The 15,262-nt window shown below is 44.1% G+C and carries 16 protein-coding genes; 7 read left to right on the top strand and 9 right to left on the bottom strand.

Annotated features, from left to right (window positions below):
- Positions 1 to 10: 10 nt before the first annotated feature.
- On the bottom strand, positions 11 to 877 hold the full coding sequence (locus D0A37_RS08675) for a VOC family protein (RefSeq protein ID WP_242723246.1): 867 nt from the start codon (positions 875 to 877) through the stop codon (positions 11 to 13).
- The gene (locus tag D0A37_RS08670) at positions 874 to 2,367 is read right to left on the bottom strand and encodes an IS5 family transposase (RefSeq protein ID WP_242717340.1); all 1,494 of its coding nucleotides are present in this window, start codon (positions 2,365 to 2,367) and stop codon (positions 874 to 876) included. Before D0A37_RS08670 ends, D0A37_RS08675 begins: the two co-directional genes overlap by 4 nt.
- A 485-nt stretch (positions 2,368 to 2,852) precedes the next feature.
- Between D0A37_RS08670 and topA the strand changes: the two genes are divergently transcribed.
- From topA to D0A37_RS08645, 5 genes are all read left to right on the top strand, one after another.
- Positions 2,853 to 5,585 carry a type I DNA topoisomerase gene (gene topA, locus D0A37_RS08665; protein WP_242723244.1) on the top strand — a complete coding sequence of 911 codons (2,733 nt, stop codon included), beginning with the start codon at positions 2,853 to 2,855 and terminating at the stop codon, positions 5,583 to 5,585.
- 191 nt (positions 5,586 to 5,776) lie between these two features.
- Entirely contained in the window at positions 5,777 to 6,022 is a 246-nt protein-coding gene (locus D0A37_RS08660; RefSeq protein ID WP_015178580.1) for a hypothetical protein, read from the top strand.
- On the top strand, positions 6,013 to 6,465 hold the full coding sequence (locus D0A37_RS08655; protein WP_242723241.1) for an HNH endonuclease: 453 nt from the start codon (positions 6,013 to 6,015) through the stop codon (positions 6,463 to 6,465). The genes D0A37_RS08660 and D0A37_RS08655 overlap by 10 nt, the downstream gene beginning before the upstream one ends.
- A 57-nt stretch (positions 6,466 to 6,522) precedes the next feature.
- On the top strand, positions 6,523 to 7,869 hold the full coding sequence (locus D0A37_RS08650; protein ID WP_242723239.1) for a ParA family protein: 1,347 nt from the start codon (positions 6,523 to 6,525) through the stop codon (positions 7,867 to 7,869).
- Positions 7,856 to 8,536, top strand: a complete 681-nt coding sequence (locus D0A37_RS08645; RefSeq protein ID WP_242723237.1) for a Rho termination factor N-terminal domain-containing protein — start codon at positions 7,856 to 7,858, stop codon at positions 8,534 to 8,536. Before D0A37_RS08650 ends, D0A37_RS08645 begins: the two co-directional genes overlap by 14 nt.
- Before the next feature lie 39 nt (positions 8,537 to 8,575).
- On the opposite strand, the gene D0A37_RS08640 is transcribed toward D0A37_RS08645, so the two are convergent.
- Positions 8,576 to 8,977 (bottom strand): HNH endonuclease, encoded by a 402-nt coding sequence (locus tag D0A37_RS08640; protein WP_242723235.1) that lies wholly within the window; start codon positions 8,975 to 8,977, stop codon positions 8,576 to 8,578.
- Between the two features lie 5 nt (positions 8,978 to 8,982).
- Positions 8,983 to 9,354, bottom strand: a complete 372-nt coding sequence (locus D0A37_RS08635) for a hypothetical protein (protein ID WP_242723233.1) — start codon at positions 9,352 to 9,354, stop codon at positions 8,983 to 8,985.
- 450 nt (positions 9,355 to 9,804) lie between these two features.
- Here D0A37_RS08635 and D0A37_RS08630 point away from each other — a divergent pair, with 450 nt between their 5' ends.
- Positions 9,805 to 10,140: a hypothetical protein gene (locus tag D0A37_RS08630; RefSeq protein WP_242723231.1), complete on the top strand. Its 336-nt coding sequence runs from the start codon at positions 9,805 to 9,807 to the stop codon at positions 10,138 to 10,140.
- A 1,088-nt stretch (positions 10,141 to 11,228) separates the two neighbouring features.
- Here the strand turns inward: D0A37_RS08630 and D0A37_RS08625 are convergent.
- The gene (locus D0A37_RS08625; RefSeq protein ID WP_242723230.1) at positions 11,229 to 11,813 is read right to left on the bottom strand and encodes a hypothetical protein; all 585 of its coding nucleotides are present in this window, start codon (positions 11,811 to 11,813) and stop codon (positions 11,229 to 11,231) included.
- Between the two features lie 87 nt (positions 11,814 to 11,900).
- Complete coding sequence (gene trxA, locus D0A37_RS08620) at positions 11,901 to 12,218, bottom strand: thioredoxin (RefSeq protein ID WP_242723227.1); 318 nt, start codon at positions 12,216 to 12,218, stop codon at positions 11,901 to 11,903.
- 73 nt (positions 12,219 to 12,291) lie between these two features.
- Here trxA and fabG point away from each other — a divergent pair, with 73 nt between their 5' ends.
- Positions 12,292 to 13,056 carry a 3-oxoacyl-[acyl-carrier-protein] reductase gene (gene fabG / locus D0A37_RS08615; RefSeq protein ID WP_006634175.1) on the top strand — a complete coding sequence of 255 codons (765 nt, stop codon included), beginning with the start codon at positions 12,292 to 12,294 and terminating at the stop codon, positions 13,054 to 13,056.
- Between the two features lie 82 nt (positions 13,057 to 13,138).
- On the opposite strand, the gene D0A37_RS08610 is transcribed toward fabG, so the two are convergent.
- The 3 genes from D0A37_RS08610 to D0A37_RS08600 form a co-directional block, all read right to left on the bottom strand.
- A complete protein-coding gene (locus D0A37_RS08610) occupies positions 13,139 to 13,594 on the bottom strand; it encodes an HD domain-containing protein (RefSeq protein WP_242723225.1) in 456 nt (151 codons plus the stop codon).
- A 66-nt stretch (positions 13,595 to 13,660) separates the two neighbouring features.
- Positions 13,661 to 14,089 carry an NUDIX domain-containing protein gene (locus D0A37_RS08605; RefSeq protein ID WP_242723222.1) on the bottom strand — a complete coding sequence of 143 codons (429 nt, stop codon included), beginning with the start codon at positions 14,087 to 14,089 and terminating at the stop codon, positions 13,661 to 13,663.
- Between the two features lie 52 nt (positions 14,090 to 14,141).
- A complete protein-coding gene (locus D0A37_RS08600; protein ID WP_242723219.1) occupies positions 14,142 to 15,182 on the bottom strand; it encodes an adenylate/guanylate cyclase domain-containing protein in 1,041 nt (346 codons plus the stop codon).
- Positions 15,183 to 15,262 lie beyond the last annotated feature (80 nt).

Here is a 15,262-nt window from a genome sequence, read left to right as displayed (position 1 = left end):
CGGATTTAGATTACCAATTGATAATAAGCGGCAATCCCGGTCGAAAATCTACCTGTTGTCCCTGGGCTTCTCCATCAAAACCAAGCTCCACAAAATATTCGGCTCCTATCCGTAACTTTAGCTGATTTGTCTCAAGCACTGCTTGAAGTTCAGGTGACGGATTATTGGCAGCAGGACTGACTAATTCTACACGAGTAATTTCGCGGAAACCAACACCATGATCCAAAGGCTGTGACTTCTGGGCCGAGTATTGATGTGGACGTTTACCAAAGGAAATTTGGAAAAGCATCGGCTCAGTCAACACATCACTATTTGTTGCCACCATTATACTCATCGTTTCAGATAAATAAGGTGGACGATATGCCCAACTAGAAAATGCAACTGTGTCCTCCGAACCTTTGGCTGGACGCAAACAGATGCCAAATGGACACGCACCATTATTCCGATTTGTCGATCGCTCCCAAAGACGAGTCAGATGAATTGGCTCAGACTGCGCCTCTTCGGGATCGTGAACCCATAACAATTCCAACATTGCGTTATGGAAAAAGAAACAGCGATTGGCTGTACCTTGTCCGTGATGAATGCGAGCTCCACCCTCAACTAAACCGAAGGATGATAAACGATTAGCTTGCGAAGCACCAATATCAGTAAGGATAAAAAGATGGTCAAATTCAAATGCCATAGCATTATTCATCGAATTGCTCGATCGCTCAAGTAATTTTAATCCCCTGTGATTGCTTTTTTTCCGATCGCCACGCTTATGCTGCACAGCGTACTGTACCAAAGTCCCAAACCTATACTCAGTAAATCTTTCCCTATCTAGGGTTTGCTGAATAATCGATCGCAAACTAAGAACAGGAGCGATCGATATATTCAAGCAGAGTTAAATATAAGTTTTTTCTGTATCGAGTCCCCCCATCTATAATTGGGGATTATCTTCAACCCAAAAACAGGTGTTCTTTTTCCAAATAGACATAAAAACACACAAAAAAGCCGACGCCACCAGGTAGCAAGGTTCATTACCAAAAAACTAATTGCAATAACTGTACCAGATGTATTATCAAGTTTTGCCATCACTCGATTGAGACCGAATCTTCGTTTCCCTTGCCCAAACTTGCCCTCAATTGCATTTCTAATTCTCTCATCTTCCAACGCTTGCTTCTTTTTTGATTTACTCACATTTGCTGGGGGTCTTCCTAGAGGGGGCCCACTGAGCCTAATTCCTCTTTCTTTGCACCACGCTCGGTTTGATATTGTACGATAAATGCGATCTGCATGAACTGACTCTGGATAATATCCTGTAAATCTATAATAAGCTTCTACTTGTGCTTTTAAGTCCCCTGATTCGTTAAAGTTATCCCAGCTCATCCGGTCTAAAAATACATATCCTTCAAAACAACTGGCTGACAGTTTGGCTCCAAACTCTACGCTTTTCCCGGCTTTTCCTCTGACTATAGGACGAATATGGGGTTGACTTAAACTTACTATTCTATCCTCAATACTCTGTTTATCGTTGTCAAATAACCACTGTTGTTGGCGAGCGACTTCTGTGAGGACTAGCAAAGTTTTATATTGCTTTTTATTCAGACCTTCTATGGTCGCACCTAAATCGATTAGCTGTTCAATATGAGCTAGGTTTCTTTTGATGTACTGAAGTTGTTTTTTAATTGCCTGTCTTCTTTTGTTTCGGGTGGGTCGTCTTTGTTTGGCTACTGCTAAGTAATCTTTTCGGGCGAGATTACGGTAGGTTCTTGGTTTTTTATGGGTTTTTTCTTTGATTTGTTTATAGAGAATGTCTAGGATTTTTTCTGTATGAACTCTGGCTCCGTTTAATAGTCCTAAGTCGGTCGGATAACTAATATCGGCTGGGGCACAGGTTGCATCTACGATCAACTTACCGCGATTGGGTGACTCATTTTTGCCGTCCGAAGCCTTTTTTTTTTCTGGTTTGATTGGGGTGAGAGAGCGCATTTTTTCGACCATGCGTTCGTTGACTTTATTGATGAGGTTCGGACTGATTCGTTGCCGAAAGTGTACTAATAGAGATGGGTCAAATGCGAGTTCATTACTGTAGCTTGATTGACCGATAAAGTATTGCAGATAGGGGTTTTCGCGAATCTGTTCTACCGTTTCGCGAGCGCTAATTCCCAGTTTTTCTTTGATGATTAATGCTCCCAATGCCATCCGAAATGATTTGGCTGGTGCGCCCTTTTCTGTGGGGAAGTTTTGGGCATATTCTGCTTCAAACTCTGACCAGGGAATTAGTTCGGCCATTTTTACCCAACGGTTGTCTGATGACAACCTTCCTCCAAAGGGCAGTTCAAACTCGGATGGGGGACTTGAGGCAAGCTCAGCTTTTCTGTACACGCTCGCACTGGGTGATGCAAGGCTTTTGTACTATTTTACCTGTTTATCTTGCACACTTTCCTTGATCGGACGATCGCATAACCAAGCCGTGTAACCTTTCTGCACTTATCCAGCAAGCCCTATCTAAAATCTAAAATCTAAAATCTAAAATCTAAAATCGATCGCCCCAACCTTCCCTAAGCTTCAAGTTACAACCAGATTGAGGAACCATCCGCCCACATCCAGCAGTCTCAACATCCAGTTACCGACAATTCTGCTAAAGTCAGGTCATCATCCGGTGCATCTTGTAGAGACGCGATTCGCAGCCTCGGCCCCGCAAGCAGTAAAATCCCATCAGCTTGTCACCTGCCACCCGATCGGCAATAACTTAAAAATTAAGGTAGTTTGAAAATAATCCCCCAAAGTTGAAAGAAGCCTTGACATCTGACCTAAACTCTCTAACTTAGACCCTCTAGCTGCGCTGCCATCCATATTTAAAAGATGCCATGTCAACCTTAGTCATCGTCGAATCTCCGACCAAAGCCCGCACCATCCGCAACTTCCTGCCCTCCACCTACCGTGTAGAGGCATCGATGGGCCATGTCCGCGACCTACCATCCTCCGCCGAAGAAATACCAGAAGCCGTTAAAGGAGAAAAATGGGCGCAACTGGGCGTAAACGTGGAAGCAGACTTTGAACCCCTCTACGTCATCCCGAAAGATAAAAAGAAAATTGTTAAAGAACTCAAAGACGCCCTCAAAGACGCCACAGAACTGATTCTAGCCACTGACGAAGACCGGGAAGGCGAAAGCATTTCCTGGCATTTGCTGCAAATCCTCAAACCCAAAGTGCCCATCAAGCGGATGGTGTTTCACGAAATCACCCGCGAAGCTATCCGCGACGCCTTAACTCACTGCCGCGATATCGACAATCGAGTAGTACAAGCCCAAGAAACTCGCCGAATTCTCGACAGACTCGTCGGTTACACACTCTCTCCGCTACTGTGGAAAAAAATCGCTTGGGGTTTGTCCGCTGGTAGAGTGCAGTCAGTCGCAGTCAGGCTTTTGGTGCGCCGGGAACGGGAACGCCGCGCTTTCCGCCAAGGTAGTTACTGGGATTTAAAAGCCCTTTTGGAAAAGGGCAAGATTTCCTTTGATGCCAAACTCGTGACAGTCGGCAAGGTGAAAGTTGCAAACGGCAGCGATTTTGATGAAAATACCGGGCAAATTATCGCCGGCCGCCGCGTACTTTTGCTGAACGAAGAACAGGCGCGGGCTTTACTCTCACGCATTCAAAACAAACCTTGGACTGTCACCAATCTCGAAGAACGGCCAGTCACCCGTAAACCCTCGCCGCCGTTTACGACCTCGACTTTGCAGCAGGAAGCTAACCGTAAGCTGCGGCTGGGTGCGCGGGAAACGATGCGTATTGCCCAAAGTCTCTACGAACGCGGTTTTATCACCTATATGCGGACGGATTCGGTGCATTTGTCCGAACAGGCGATCGAAGCGGCCCGCAGTTGCGTGCAAGAACTTTACGGCAGCGAATACCTCAGCCCCCAACCGCGCAAATATACGACGAAAAGCAAAGGCGCGCAGGAAGCCCACGAAGCTATCCGTCCCGCCGGCAGCACTTTTCGGACTCCGCAGCAAACGGGATTGGATGGGATTGATTTCCGCCTCTATGATTTGATTTGGAAGCGGACTGTCGCTTCTCAAATGGCCGATTCCCGCCAAACTCACGTCACGGTACTAACTCAGGTAGAAGATGCCGGTTTCCGTTCCAGCGGCAAACGCATTGATTTTCCAGGCTTTTTGCGGGCCTACGTGGAAGGTTCCGACGATCCAGATGCGGCGTTGGAAGACCAAGAGGTGATTTTGCCGGCGCTGAAGGTGGGCGATAAACCTAATTGTAAGGATTTAGAGGCGATCGGGCACGAAACTCAACCTCCCGCCCGCTACACTGAAGCTTCTCTGGTCAAAATGCTCGAAAGCGAAGGCGTGGGCCGTCCGAGTACCTATGCGAGTATTATCGGTACAATTGTCGATCGCGGATATGCCAAATTAATAGCTAACGCCTTAATTCCGACATTCACCGCTTTCGCAGTCACGACTTTATTGGAAACACATTTTCCCGATTTAGTAGACACCGGTTTTACTTCCCGAATGGAACAAACCCTCGATGAAATTGCCACCGGCGAGGCGAAATGGTTGCCGTATTTGCAAAAGTTTTATACAGGGGAAACCGGACTCGCAACCCAAGTTAAAGAACAGGAAAGTCAGATTGATGCGAAAGTTGCCCGAACTGTGGTATTGGAGAATATTTCTGCTAAAGTCTGCATCGGCAAATTCGGCGCATACCTGGAATCTGAAAGCGAAGAAGGCCTGGTAAAAGCATCGATTCCCCAAGATTTGACGCCGGCAGATTTAGACCCGGACCAAGTGGAGTTTCTGTTAAAGCAAAAAATGGAAGGCCCGGAAAAATTGGGTCTTCACCCGGAAACCGGGGAACCGATTTATGTGCTGATTGGCAGTTATGGGCCATACGTTCAGTTAGGAGAAGTTTCGGAAACGAACAAGAAACCGAAGCGGGCTTCTTTACCGAAGGGGACGGATAAGGATAGCGTGACGCTGGATATGGCGGTGAGTTTGTTGACTTTACCCCGGTTGTTGGGCACTCACCCGGAGACGGGGGCGAAGGTGCAAGCTAATTTGGGGATGTACGGGCCTTATGTGGTGCATGACCAGGGTAAGGTGGGGAAAGATTATCGATCGATCAAACCGCCGGATGATGTTTTGACGATCGAACTCGATCGGGCTTTAGAGTTATTATCGCAGCCGAAAGCCGCCCGCGGCCGCAGCAAATCAGCCACACCTTTGAAGGAATTGGGCGCGCATCCAGAGTCGGGAGAATTGATCAATGTTTACGATGGCCGCTACGGCCCCTACGTGAAACACGGGGATATCAATGCTTCTTTGTCGAAGGATGAATCTGTGGAGAATTTCACCTTACAAAGAGCACTGGAATTGTTAGCAACCAAGGAAGCAGCGGGCGGCGGAAAATCTAGCAGCAAGTCGAAGAAGTCTACTAAGACTGCGGCGGCGAAGTCGGAGACTGCAACTGAGAAGACTGCGGCCAAGAAAACTACTGCTAAAAAGACGACGACTGCGGCGAAGAAAACCACTGCTAAAAAGACGGCGACTGCGACAACAGCCAAGAAAACAACTAAGTCAAGTTAGCAGGATTTAAGCACTGTAGGGTCAGAAACCGGGTTTTTGGCAATAATTTGTTTTAGCAGACAGATTGGGTAAAAAACCCGGTTTCTTCGATCGCGCCGTGCCTAAGTAGGTCGGCTCTTTCTAAAGTAATCCTTTTGTTCTCATGATATAATCAAGACTATCCAGGTAGTAATTGGAGTAATTGAATAACCATGATAGCTGAACTTATGGTACAACCTTCTTACTGGATCGATCGTGAGATTTCGATTCAGAAAGTCAGAAATCTTTACTTATTCAAATTTACGGAAAACCTGCAAGCCCGATTAGAAGAACTAGCCGACCGAAAAAAGGCTAATCTTTTAACTTCAGAAGAGGTTGTAGAATTAGCAAGCTTACTAGAACTAGATCGGATTTTTACCTTAATTAACGCTAAAGTTATAGCAGCCTCATGTCCGTAAACCGCGCTACTAGAAATTTAGTAAGAAATAGAGCTAATTTTCTTTGTGAATATTGCCATTCAGCGGAAGAAAGTAGCTCTACTCTATTTACGATAGATCATATTTTACCTCGTTCGATTGGTGGTAGCGATGAGCTTGAAAACTTAGCTTTAGCTTGTCATCGCTGTAATAATAATCGCTATAATTTTGTCACTGGTACTGACCCAGAAACAGAACAAGAAGTAACTTTGTTTAACCCCCGTCAACAGCAATGGTCTGAGCATTTTAACTGGTCTGCGGATGGTTTAGAAATAATGGGTATTACTCCAACAGTTAGGGGAACCTGCGATCGATTAGACCTTAACGATCTCTATCATAATGAAGGAGCGATTATCAGAGCTCGTCGTTTATGGATTAGGGCAGGGTGGCATCCTCCCTCTGGCGCTCCTCGCCAAAATTCATAATAATGTAGTTATTATAGTGATATACTCAGAGCAAATTATTCATGAATTTTCCTTCCCATGAATGCCCCAGCCACTACCCTTCAAGCTGCATTACAAAGTCTTCCTCAAGGCGCTTCAGAAGCTATTGTCAGTGCTAATTTTTCAACTCAGTTTTTGCAAGCATTGGGATTTGAATCTGATGAGGTTGTTCCCCACTATGATACTAACGGTGGTGGAATAGTCGATCGAGCAGCTAGAAAAACTATTGCAAATGATATCTTCTTACACACCAAATCTAATCCCTATCTCCTTTTAGAGCTAAAAGGAAAAAACATTAATCTTACTGAAGGTACACCAGGGTACTTAAAAACAGTCGCTCAACTTAAGCGACACTTACTGGGTTCTAATTGCAAGTCAGCCGAATGGGGAATTATTAGTAACTCATCCCATATCCAACTGTTCAGAAAGCATGGTAAAGTAATCTTTCCAGCTACTCACTGCTTGGCTTTGGACTTGAATAATGTCGATCGAGTTGTTGCTGAGATAAGAAAGAAGATTGCAGCACCAAGTAGAGCCTTGACAGTAACAATCTATAATAACAAAGGGGGTGTTGGTAAAACAACTACAACAGTTAACCTGGCAGGTATTTTAACTTTTTTGGGCAAAAAAGTTTTGGTAATAGATTTTGATTTCAATCAACAAGATTTAACAAGTGCTTTGGGTATTCCTGTCAGTGATGGGCTTGTTAAAAAAGCTCTTACAGACAAGAACGTAGACCTAAAATCTGCCGTGGTTACATATAATTTTACCAATAAGAAATTACAACTCTGTTTTGATATTATTCCTGCTGATAGTGAACTAGCCAACAACTCCGACAGGGAATTGAGCGAGTTAATGCGACTGTATGCTTTGTACGATAAGCTCGAATTTGCAAGGCAGGACTATGATTATATTTTGATAGATTCATCCCCGAATTGGCGTTTCAATAGTAAACTTCCAGTGTATGCGGCTGATGTTATTCTCATTCCTACAAAGCACAACAACCTCTTTTCCCTAGAGAATGCAGCAATGGCAATTCAGAAATTTATCCCTGAGATACAAGCCGATAAAGAAGATGGAAGTCCCATTGCCTTACCTATCTTTTTTAATGGAGAAAAGATTACAGAGCCACAGCGAGAAGTTGCTCAAAAAGCAATCAACAATATTCTGAACAATGCTAAAAAAGACAAATTCGATCTACTGCCCTACTTCTATCCTAAGTACACCAGTGCAAGAAAAGATTTACATATCCATGAAGTACCAAGTTACGCTAACATAGCTAGTGCTGCCTTCTCACGCACCCCTGCTGTTTATCGAGATCGTTCGGCCCATGAATACTACAAAAGTTTAGCGAAGGAATATTTTTTACAAAATGAAAAGCACTAACAGTATTGGCAGTTTGATGCACCTCCCCATAAATGAAATCGATCCAGGGGATGGTACTGATACGCCTGAGTTTTTGATCAAGGCTACTGCAAATATACTTAAAGAAAAGGGTGGACGAAACTGGATTCCTGTCATTGTTAAAGACATTGGTAAAGATAGCTATCAAGTTATTGGCAATTCCTTTGTTTATGCTGTAGCAGAAGAAGCAGGGCTAGAACAAGTCTGGTGCATTATTGCTGACGATAATGATGATACTACTACACTCACTAAAATCCTTGCAGGTGAGGAAAAGCCTAAAATTAATCTTTCCATAGCATCCAGAGATGAAATTATGGCAGCATTGCAATATTTGATTGAACAGCCGAACAGCGAGCTAAAATCCGTTAAACTTGCTTTAGCGACAAATCGAATTGATGAGGCTCCTCGTCTGTATTGGAAAAATTTTGAGCCAATCACAAGCTTGAAATGCGGTATTACCAAAGGCAAAAAACTTGACGCATTTAAGAGTGTATTTTATCTGACTCCCCAATCAATGCCAGATACGATAAACGACGTGACTATTCTCAGAACAATGACTACTGTTGAATTAAAAGCAATAGCCAAAAAAAGAGGAATTGCTGGCATAAGTAAGATGAAGAAAGATGCTCTGATTGAGGCGCTAAGCTAATGGGCTCTGTTATGAAATACTTGAATCTGTTGGCGGATGTCATCCAGCACTAACCCACTGACGCCTGACACTAACAGCGATAGGATTGTTTAGTTGTAGTGCTGTGACTGTTGCGCGACCGCAGTCTGTAAGTCCAATAATTTCTGTAGCGTCTTCACTCCAAGCAAAATTTTGTGACCATTGTTGAGTGCGCGGATTAAACAACTTAACGTGCTTTTGCGTTACCGGATCAAATGCGTCAGTTTGGGTTCCTTTGTAATTATTGCACAGACTACAAGCCAGCCAGAGATTTTCTTCCTCGTCAGTACCGCCAATCGCTTTAGGAATAATATGGTCAATTTCCAATATTCCCAGGACATACATTTGTAAACTGCGACAATAACCGCACCGATTTTGAGCTTGTGCGCGAACTCTGGCTCTAACTTGTTCAGAAATTGCCATTTTGATTATCCTTTCAATGGTTCGAGCAAGCCGCGCCGCACAGATTCATTTAAGGCTTGAGCTTGTCGCAATAGTCGAGTTTCATATATGTGGATTAATGCCTGCAATTCAGCCAGTTCTACAGATGCGATCGTACCGGATTGTTGGCGGTCTAGCAATTCACTCAATCGTTGTTCTTGGAGTGGTTGCAGCCGGAGTTGAGTCTGAGTGATTACTTCTGAATCAGACAGTGCTGATACTGGTTTAGCGGTTGGTAAGAGAAAATTTTCCAGAGTTTCTACTAGAATCTCACTCACGGTGCGGTGGCGTTGCAGCGCTAGCAATTCTGCTTGGTGATAGACTTCATCTGGCAGATTTAGGGTGATTTGGGCGGTCATAGGTGCAAAGCTATGAAACTAATATTTATATTATGCCATATTTTACTTTGAGTATTAGACATCTGCCCAAAAGAAATGAAGAAGGATCTCGCTTGCTAAAAAGACGGCGACTACGACAAAGTAGAAAACCAAGTGAAATTAGTTTAGTTTTCAGTCATCCCAGCAACCCGGTTTCTTTAAGAAACCGGGTTTCTTTATTTATAAAACACTAAACAACGGGGCAAAAATAGGTTTGTACTTCAATCCTTAAAATTCTCTTCTCTTCCTTTGTCTCATAAACGTCTGCGGGGTTCGATCGCCCCTATTTTTTTTGAGACATCTCAACTCAAACTCTTGTCAAGCCTACCTTTTCAGTTTACTTGTCACCCGTCAGCAAAATCATCCTATTTACTTATTGACAATTGCTGCTCTCTGTTAAATTGTCAGGGAACGAACATATAAGGTTAAAAATTGTATCATAAGCAACAGAAAGTACCCAATGTTTTATGTAGCGCTCTACAATTGAGAAAAGAAACAAGATTAAGAGGCGCGATCGCTATGGGTATCAATGAAAACTTAGACTGGGAAGAAGCATTTGAGTACCGAGCGGGCTTAACAGTGGAGTTGAAGTCGCAGCCTGGGGTTTTGCATACGATCGCTTACTATGAAGTGATGATGGTACCGCCCATCTGGTTAGAAAATGACCCCCGTCCCCGGTATCCTCACGAACTGCGAGTCGTTTCCCACCAGCCCACTGTGTCCAATATTTGCCGGATTTCAGAGTGTCCTGTTTTAGTCGCCTCCTAAGTTTTTTCAGCGGGAAATATCGGCGGTGGCATCTAGCCAGCAATCAAACCGATGCAGTTCCCAGAGCAGGGATGCACCCAGGAGCAATTAGCATCTAAAAGTACAATGGCACCGATATTGAACCGAAGGGGCTATCTTCTTGTCAAAGTAGTAAAAGCCAAACCTCAAAAAAAATTGCACAAACAGAGGATATCTTTTCTTTAACAACATCGAAAACTTTAATAAGCCACTAACAAGCACCAAAATCAAACGAATAAGCAGGGACTGCAAAGCCACTGTGAATATTCCAGAGGAATCGGGTGGGCGAAAAACCATCGTGGGACAATCAAGCTAACGACCCTGATATGGGATGCACAGAAAAATATATTCCCTGTGGGATTGTGGTTGTCTGCTAAAACGTTGCTTCCGGCCACAAACAAAACTGGTAGATTGTTCTCAAAAGGTTGATTGTTGTCGTCTTTGAATTGGAGTTCGCCACTTTCAATGAGTGGAGGATTTTGGGGATGTGCGGCAGTTGGAGCGAGTTGAGATGCGCGTTCCGCAAATATAGCATCTTTGCCGAAGTAGTCGATTTGTCTTTTGTTTACAGGTTAGCCAGTGAGAGTATCGAGATCAGCCGATTTTTTTTACGGGTGGTAAAACTGAAATACTTTAATTTTGGGCTAAAATTGATGGATTTGGAAAAGATTGCGGTGTCTTCGGGGTTATTATTAAAACTGTCTGAAAGTGCGGGGACTGCTAGTTCTGGGCTAGGGTTGCTAAGGGCTTGAGGATTGAGTAAGGCGGCGCTATTTAGGTCAAATTCAGGTATTAATAGAGTTGCCCTAATAGGGAAGTGATCTTGACTGTTGAACGGCGATTTATTTAAAAATTTTATATTTGGTTCGGTAGGTGTCAACAAGCGGTATAGAGACTTGTCTGGCTTGTTAGTATCTCCCCATAGGAAAATAGTTTCTGTCAAGGTGTTGAGGCAGAAATGTTGATTGTTATAAAACTTTGCATCATCTTCGAGATTCCTGGTACGATCGCCCTCAATTCGGCAAAAACAATCTAGCTCATCAGGTGAGAGAGCAATTGCAGCAGCATAATTAAGAACGAGAAACTAAAGAACGAACGTAGAAAGACACCGCTCCAATTAAGTAAAAAGCATTTACCAAAATTAACAATCCTTTCCCAAGATAAGAATTAACAAAACCAAAAACGCGGTAAGTTGACAGCAGCACTAACAACATTTCCACTAGAGAAACAATTGACCCGTAGTGCTTCCTATCCCAATAAGAAAAGGGACTGATAAAACGGTAATTGCTGAACGGAAAAAAGTGCCGATGAGCGTCGTCATTGTGGACAGGCAAATCTCCTAGAGAGTGCAGTATCATGCTAATAAACAGAATTTGCACACTTTGCCAGCCAAAATAATAAGCAATTAGCCAACCAATAACCGCCAGAGGGATAGAATGAAACAGAGCAACAACGTTCTGGACAAAAGGCTCATAGTATGCTTTTGACCAAATTGTAGCTGGGGGCAAGCGAGCAATGTATTTCGCCCAAAAGTAAAATAAAAATATTGGAATATCCGGCAAAATTCCGCCGATCGCAATAATTAGATTAGCTTGCGGCAGTTGGGGTTTGCCGAGAATTGCGAGATTGATAATAGCGTGGCTGGGAGTCTTCATAAGTAGGGTGCGTCAACTAGGATTATCTTATTCATAATTAATCAGATATGAGCTGACACACCCTACGCGGGAGATAATTGGCTCGTCCTACAAGTGAGGTTGCAGTCGATCGATCAACTGCGCCGGTTGCAGAACTCCCTCAATGCGATCGACCTCAGCGCCATTTTTGAACAGCACCAAAGTCGGCAAAGCATAAATGTGATGCTGCGACGCCAAGTCTTCGTACTTATCCGTGTCAATTTTGACAACCATCAGCTTGTCTTTCATCTGACCACTCACTTGCTCCAAAATCGGTGCCATCATCTGACAAGGCCCGCACCAAGTAGCGTAAAAATCTACCAACACCGGCAAGTCAGAGCCCGATAGTAACTCCTCAAAACTGCTGAACTGTTTTTGAACTGCCATAAGACAAAATAATTTTTTGGGTTCTGGCTCGATTTTAGTGCAAAATTCTCTGGTAGATTGCGAGGATACAATTATGGAATTATTACCAGAGACTTTTCAGAGATTGCGGGGTCAAGTTGCTGTCGTGACCGGTGCGTCGCGGGGAATCGGTCGCGCCGTCGCTTTAACACTAGCAGCAGAAGGCGCCAAAGTCGCCGTCAACTATGCGAGTTCGAGTGCTGCTGCTGATGAGGTGGTAGCAGAAATAGTCGCTGCTGGAGGAGAAGCTGTCGCACTTGCAGCAGATGTCTCGAAAACTGACCAAGTAGATTTACTCACCAGTAATGTCATGGAGAAATGGGGACGGATTGACATTTTGGTGAACAATGCAGGCATTACTCGCGATACTTTGCTGTTGCGGATGAAGTTGGAAGATTGGCAAGCGGTGATTGATTTGAATCTAACCGGCGTGTTTTTGTGTGCGAAAGCTGCCAGTAAAATCATGCTGAAACAGCGAAGCGGCCGAATTATTAATATTGCTTCGGTTGCTGGACAAATGGGCAATCCCGGACAAGCTAATTACAGTGCAGCAAAGGCTGGGGTAATTGGGTTTACTAAAACTGTGGCGAAAGAGTTGGCCAGTCGCGGGATTACTGTGAATGCAGTTGCACCGGGTTTTATCACTACAGATATGACTAAGGATGTCAAGTCTGATGAGATTTTGAAGTATATTCCCCTGGGGAGATACGGGGAAGTTGAGGAAGTTGCGGGGATGGTGAAGTTTTTGGCGGCAGATGCGGCGGCGGCTTATATAACGGGGCAGGTTTTTAATGTGGATGGGGGGATGGTAATGGCTTAGGATTTTGGGATTTTTTTAACCGCAGATATCGCACCGGCAAGATGCCTGTGCCACGATGAAGGCGGATATCTGCGGTTAATAATTACTTTAAGACGGCACACAACTGACTGAGGACTTTTTTGTATTTTGCAATTCGTTGAAAATCTGCCTCTGTCGGATTGGCTATGCGACGCAGATCGAGGTTATGAGTAACATCAGCGATTTTGACTCGCAGTGCGATCGGGTTGGCAATCACACGTTCTAAATAAGCTGGATAAGCTTCTCCTTCTATTTTTGTAATCGCCGCGATCGCCGAGACTAAAACTTCAGGAAAACCTTCGCTTCTAAGTTGCTCAAGTGTAAGTTCAGAATCTTCGACGGCATCATGTAGAACCGCTACGATTTTTTGCTCTAGAGAATTTACATTTTCCATCACAAATAGCGGATGATCGAGATAGGGATTGCCTGCCTTATCAACCTGCCCCTCATGAGCCTTTGCTGCAATCGCGATCGCTCGTTCTAATAATGATTCGTACTCTGAGTTCGTATTTGACAACATAGTAAAGAAATTCTTTATTAAATAAAGTTTCAGCCCCCTCGGGGGTCAAAGGTCGGGTGTGACTTTTTATTTTAAATATTCTTGCAACAATTTCCAAGCCAGTTGAGTACCTTCCCCGGCGTTGACTTTTTCAAAATCTACATCTTTTCTCAAAACTACCAAACCCACACCTTCTTTGATTTCTATTTTATCACAATCGCTAACTCTGGCAAAAAAAAGGTGGTTATTTTGTAAAAGTTTTCTATCATTTTGCGTCTTTTGGTGAGTAAAAGTTGCGATAAATTCCATTGTATAATAATTGATGGTGAGGCAAGTTTCTTCCTCCATTTCTCGCACTGCTGCCTGCTGTGGACTTTCTCCAATGTCCACGCCACCACCAAAAGTAGAAAGCATTCCTTGACTGGCAATACCGGGAATATTATCTCGCAGTTGTGCCCCTATCTTACCATTGGGGAGTAGGAGAAAAATGCGGACAATTGAATTGGGAATAATCATATTATCGACTGAATAGCCAAAACCAAAAAAACTGGCTCTCTAGTTTTATAATTTAAGTCAAAATTTTCCTAATCCAATTGTACACCGCAGCAGACAAGGCCCGTAACTTATTTACAAAAATTTGCCAAATAGAAACTTTTCTTACCTCAGAAAAATCTTTGATTTCCACGGGTAGGGGCGGCATCCCCACTACTTCATACAGCGGATATTCACCACTTTTTCCCGGAATTTCAACTAATACGCACTGATTAACGATCGCCAATTCTTTCACTTCCTGATAAGTATCCTCGGAAATCAATAAACTTGTTCCTACTTGCTTGTTCGCAGCTTCAATCCGGCTGGCAAAATTCACCGCATCTCCGATCGCCGTAACCGTCTGACTCTTCGACGCGCCCAAATTCCCCACAACGACCAAACCGCAGTGAATGCCAATCCCAATCCGCAACTGATGACGGTATAAAGTCTCAAAATAGGGATTGAGTTTCTCTAGTTCCTCCAGCATCTCCACCCCAGCCCTCACCGCTTGTTCCGCCGCCTTGTCTGAATTTTCCAACCCAAACAGCGCCATAAAACCATCTCCCATATAATTATTAATCATCCCGCCGTTGCGATTGATCGCATAACCCATTTTTTGGAAATAGCGATTTAAAATATAAATTACATCGTAGGGTAACAGCGATTCTGCAAACGCCGTAAACCCTCGAATATCGGCAAACAAAATTGCAATTTTTTTCTCTTGACCCACAGGAGTAGAAATCAACTTTCCGACCATTTCGTCGTTAAATGATTCCAAGTCTTCAGAATCGATCGCCAGTCGGCGCAAAATCACCTTGCCACCTGCAACCTGCGTCTGACAAGCCAGCCTAATTTCGGGCTCTAAGCGCAATTTTTTCGCGAGTTCCTCTTCCGGCGAAGTGCGGGGAGAGCAAAATTCTAAACCTTCGACAATCAATACCCGGCAAGTCGAACACCGGGCGCTACCGCCGCAGATGTGGGTGTGGGGAATGTCGGCACGCAGGGAAGCTTCGAGAATGATATCGTCGTCGTCTATCTCGATCGTGCGATCGTCCGGCAGATAGTGAATCTGTGGCATATGTGGCGCGTCTAGCTAATTAGCGAGGAATCTCGCGGACATCTGTTATTGCAGCGAACCTTTATGCAAACCCGGTTTCT

This window comes from Microcoleus vaginatus HSN003 (assembly GCF_022701255.1).
GTDB classification, from domain to species: domain Bacteria; phylum Cyanobacteriota; class Cyanobacteriia; order Cyanobacteriales; family Microcoleaceae; genus Microcoleus; species Microcoleus vaginatus_B.
Note: the sequence above shows the minus strand (reverse complement) of the source record. Positions and strands in the feature narration are given on the sequence as shown.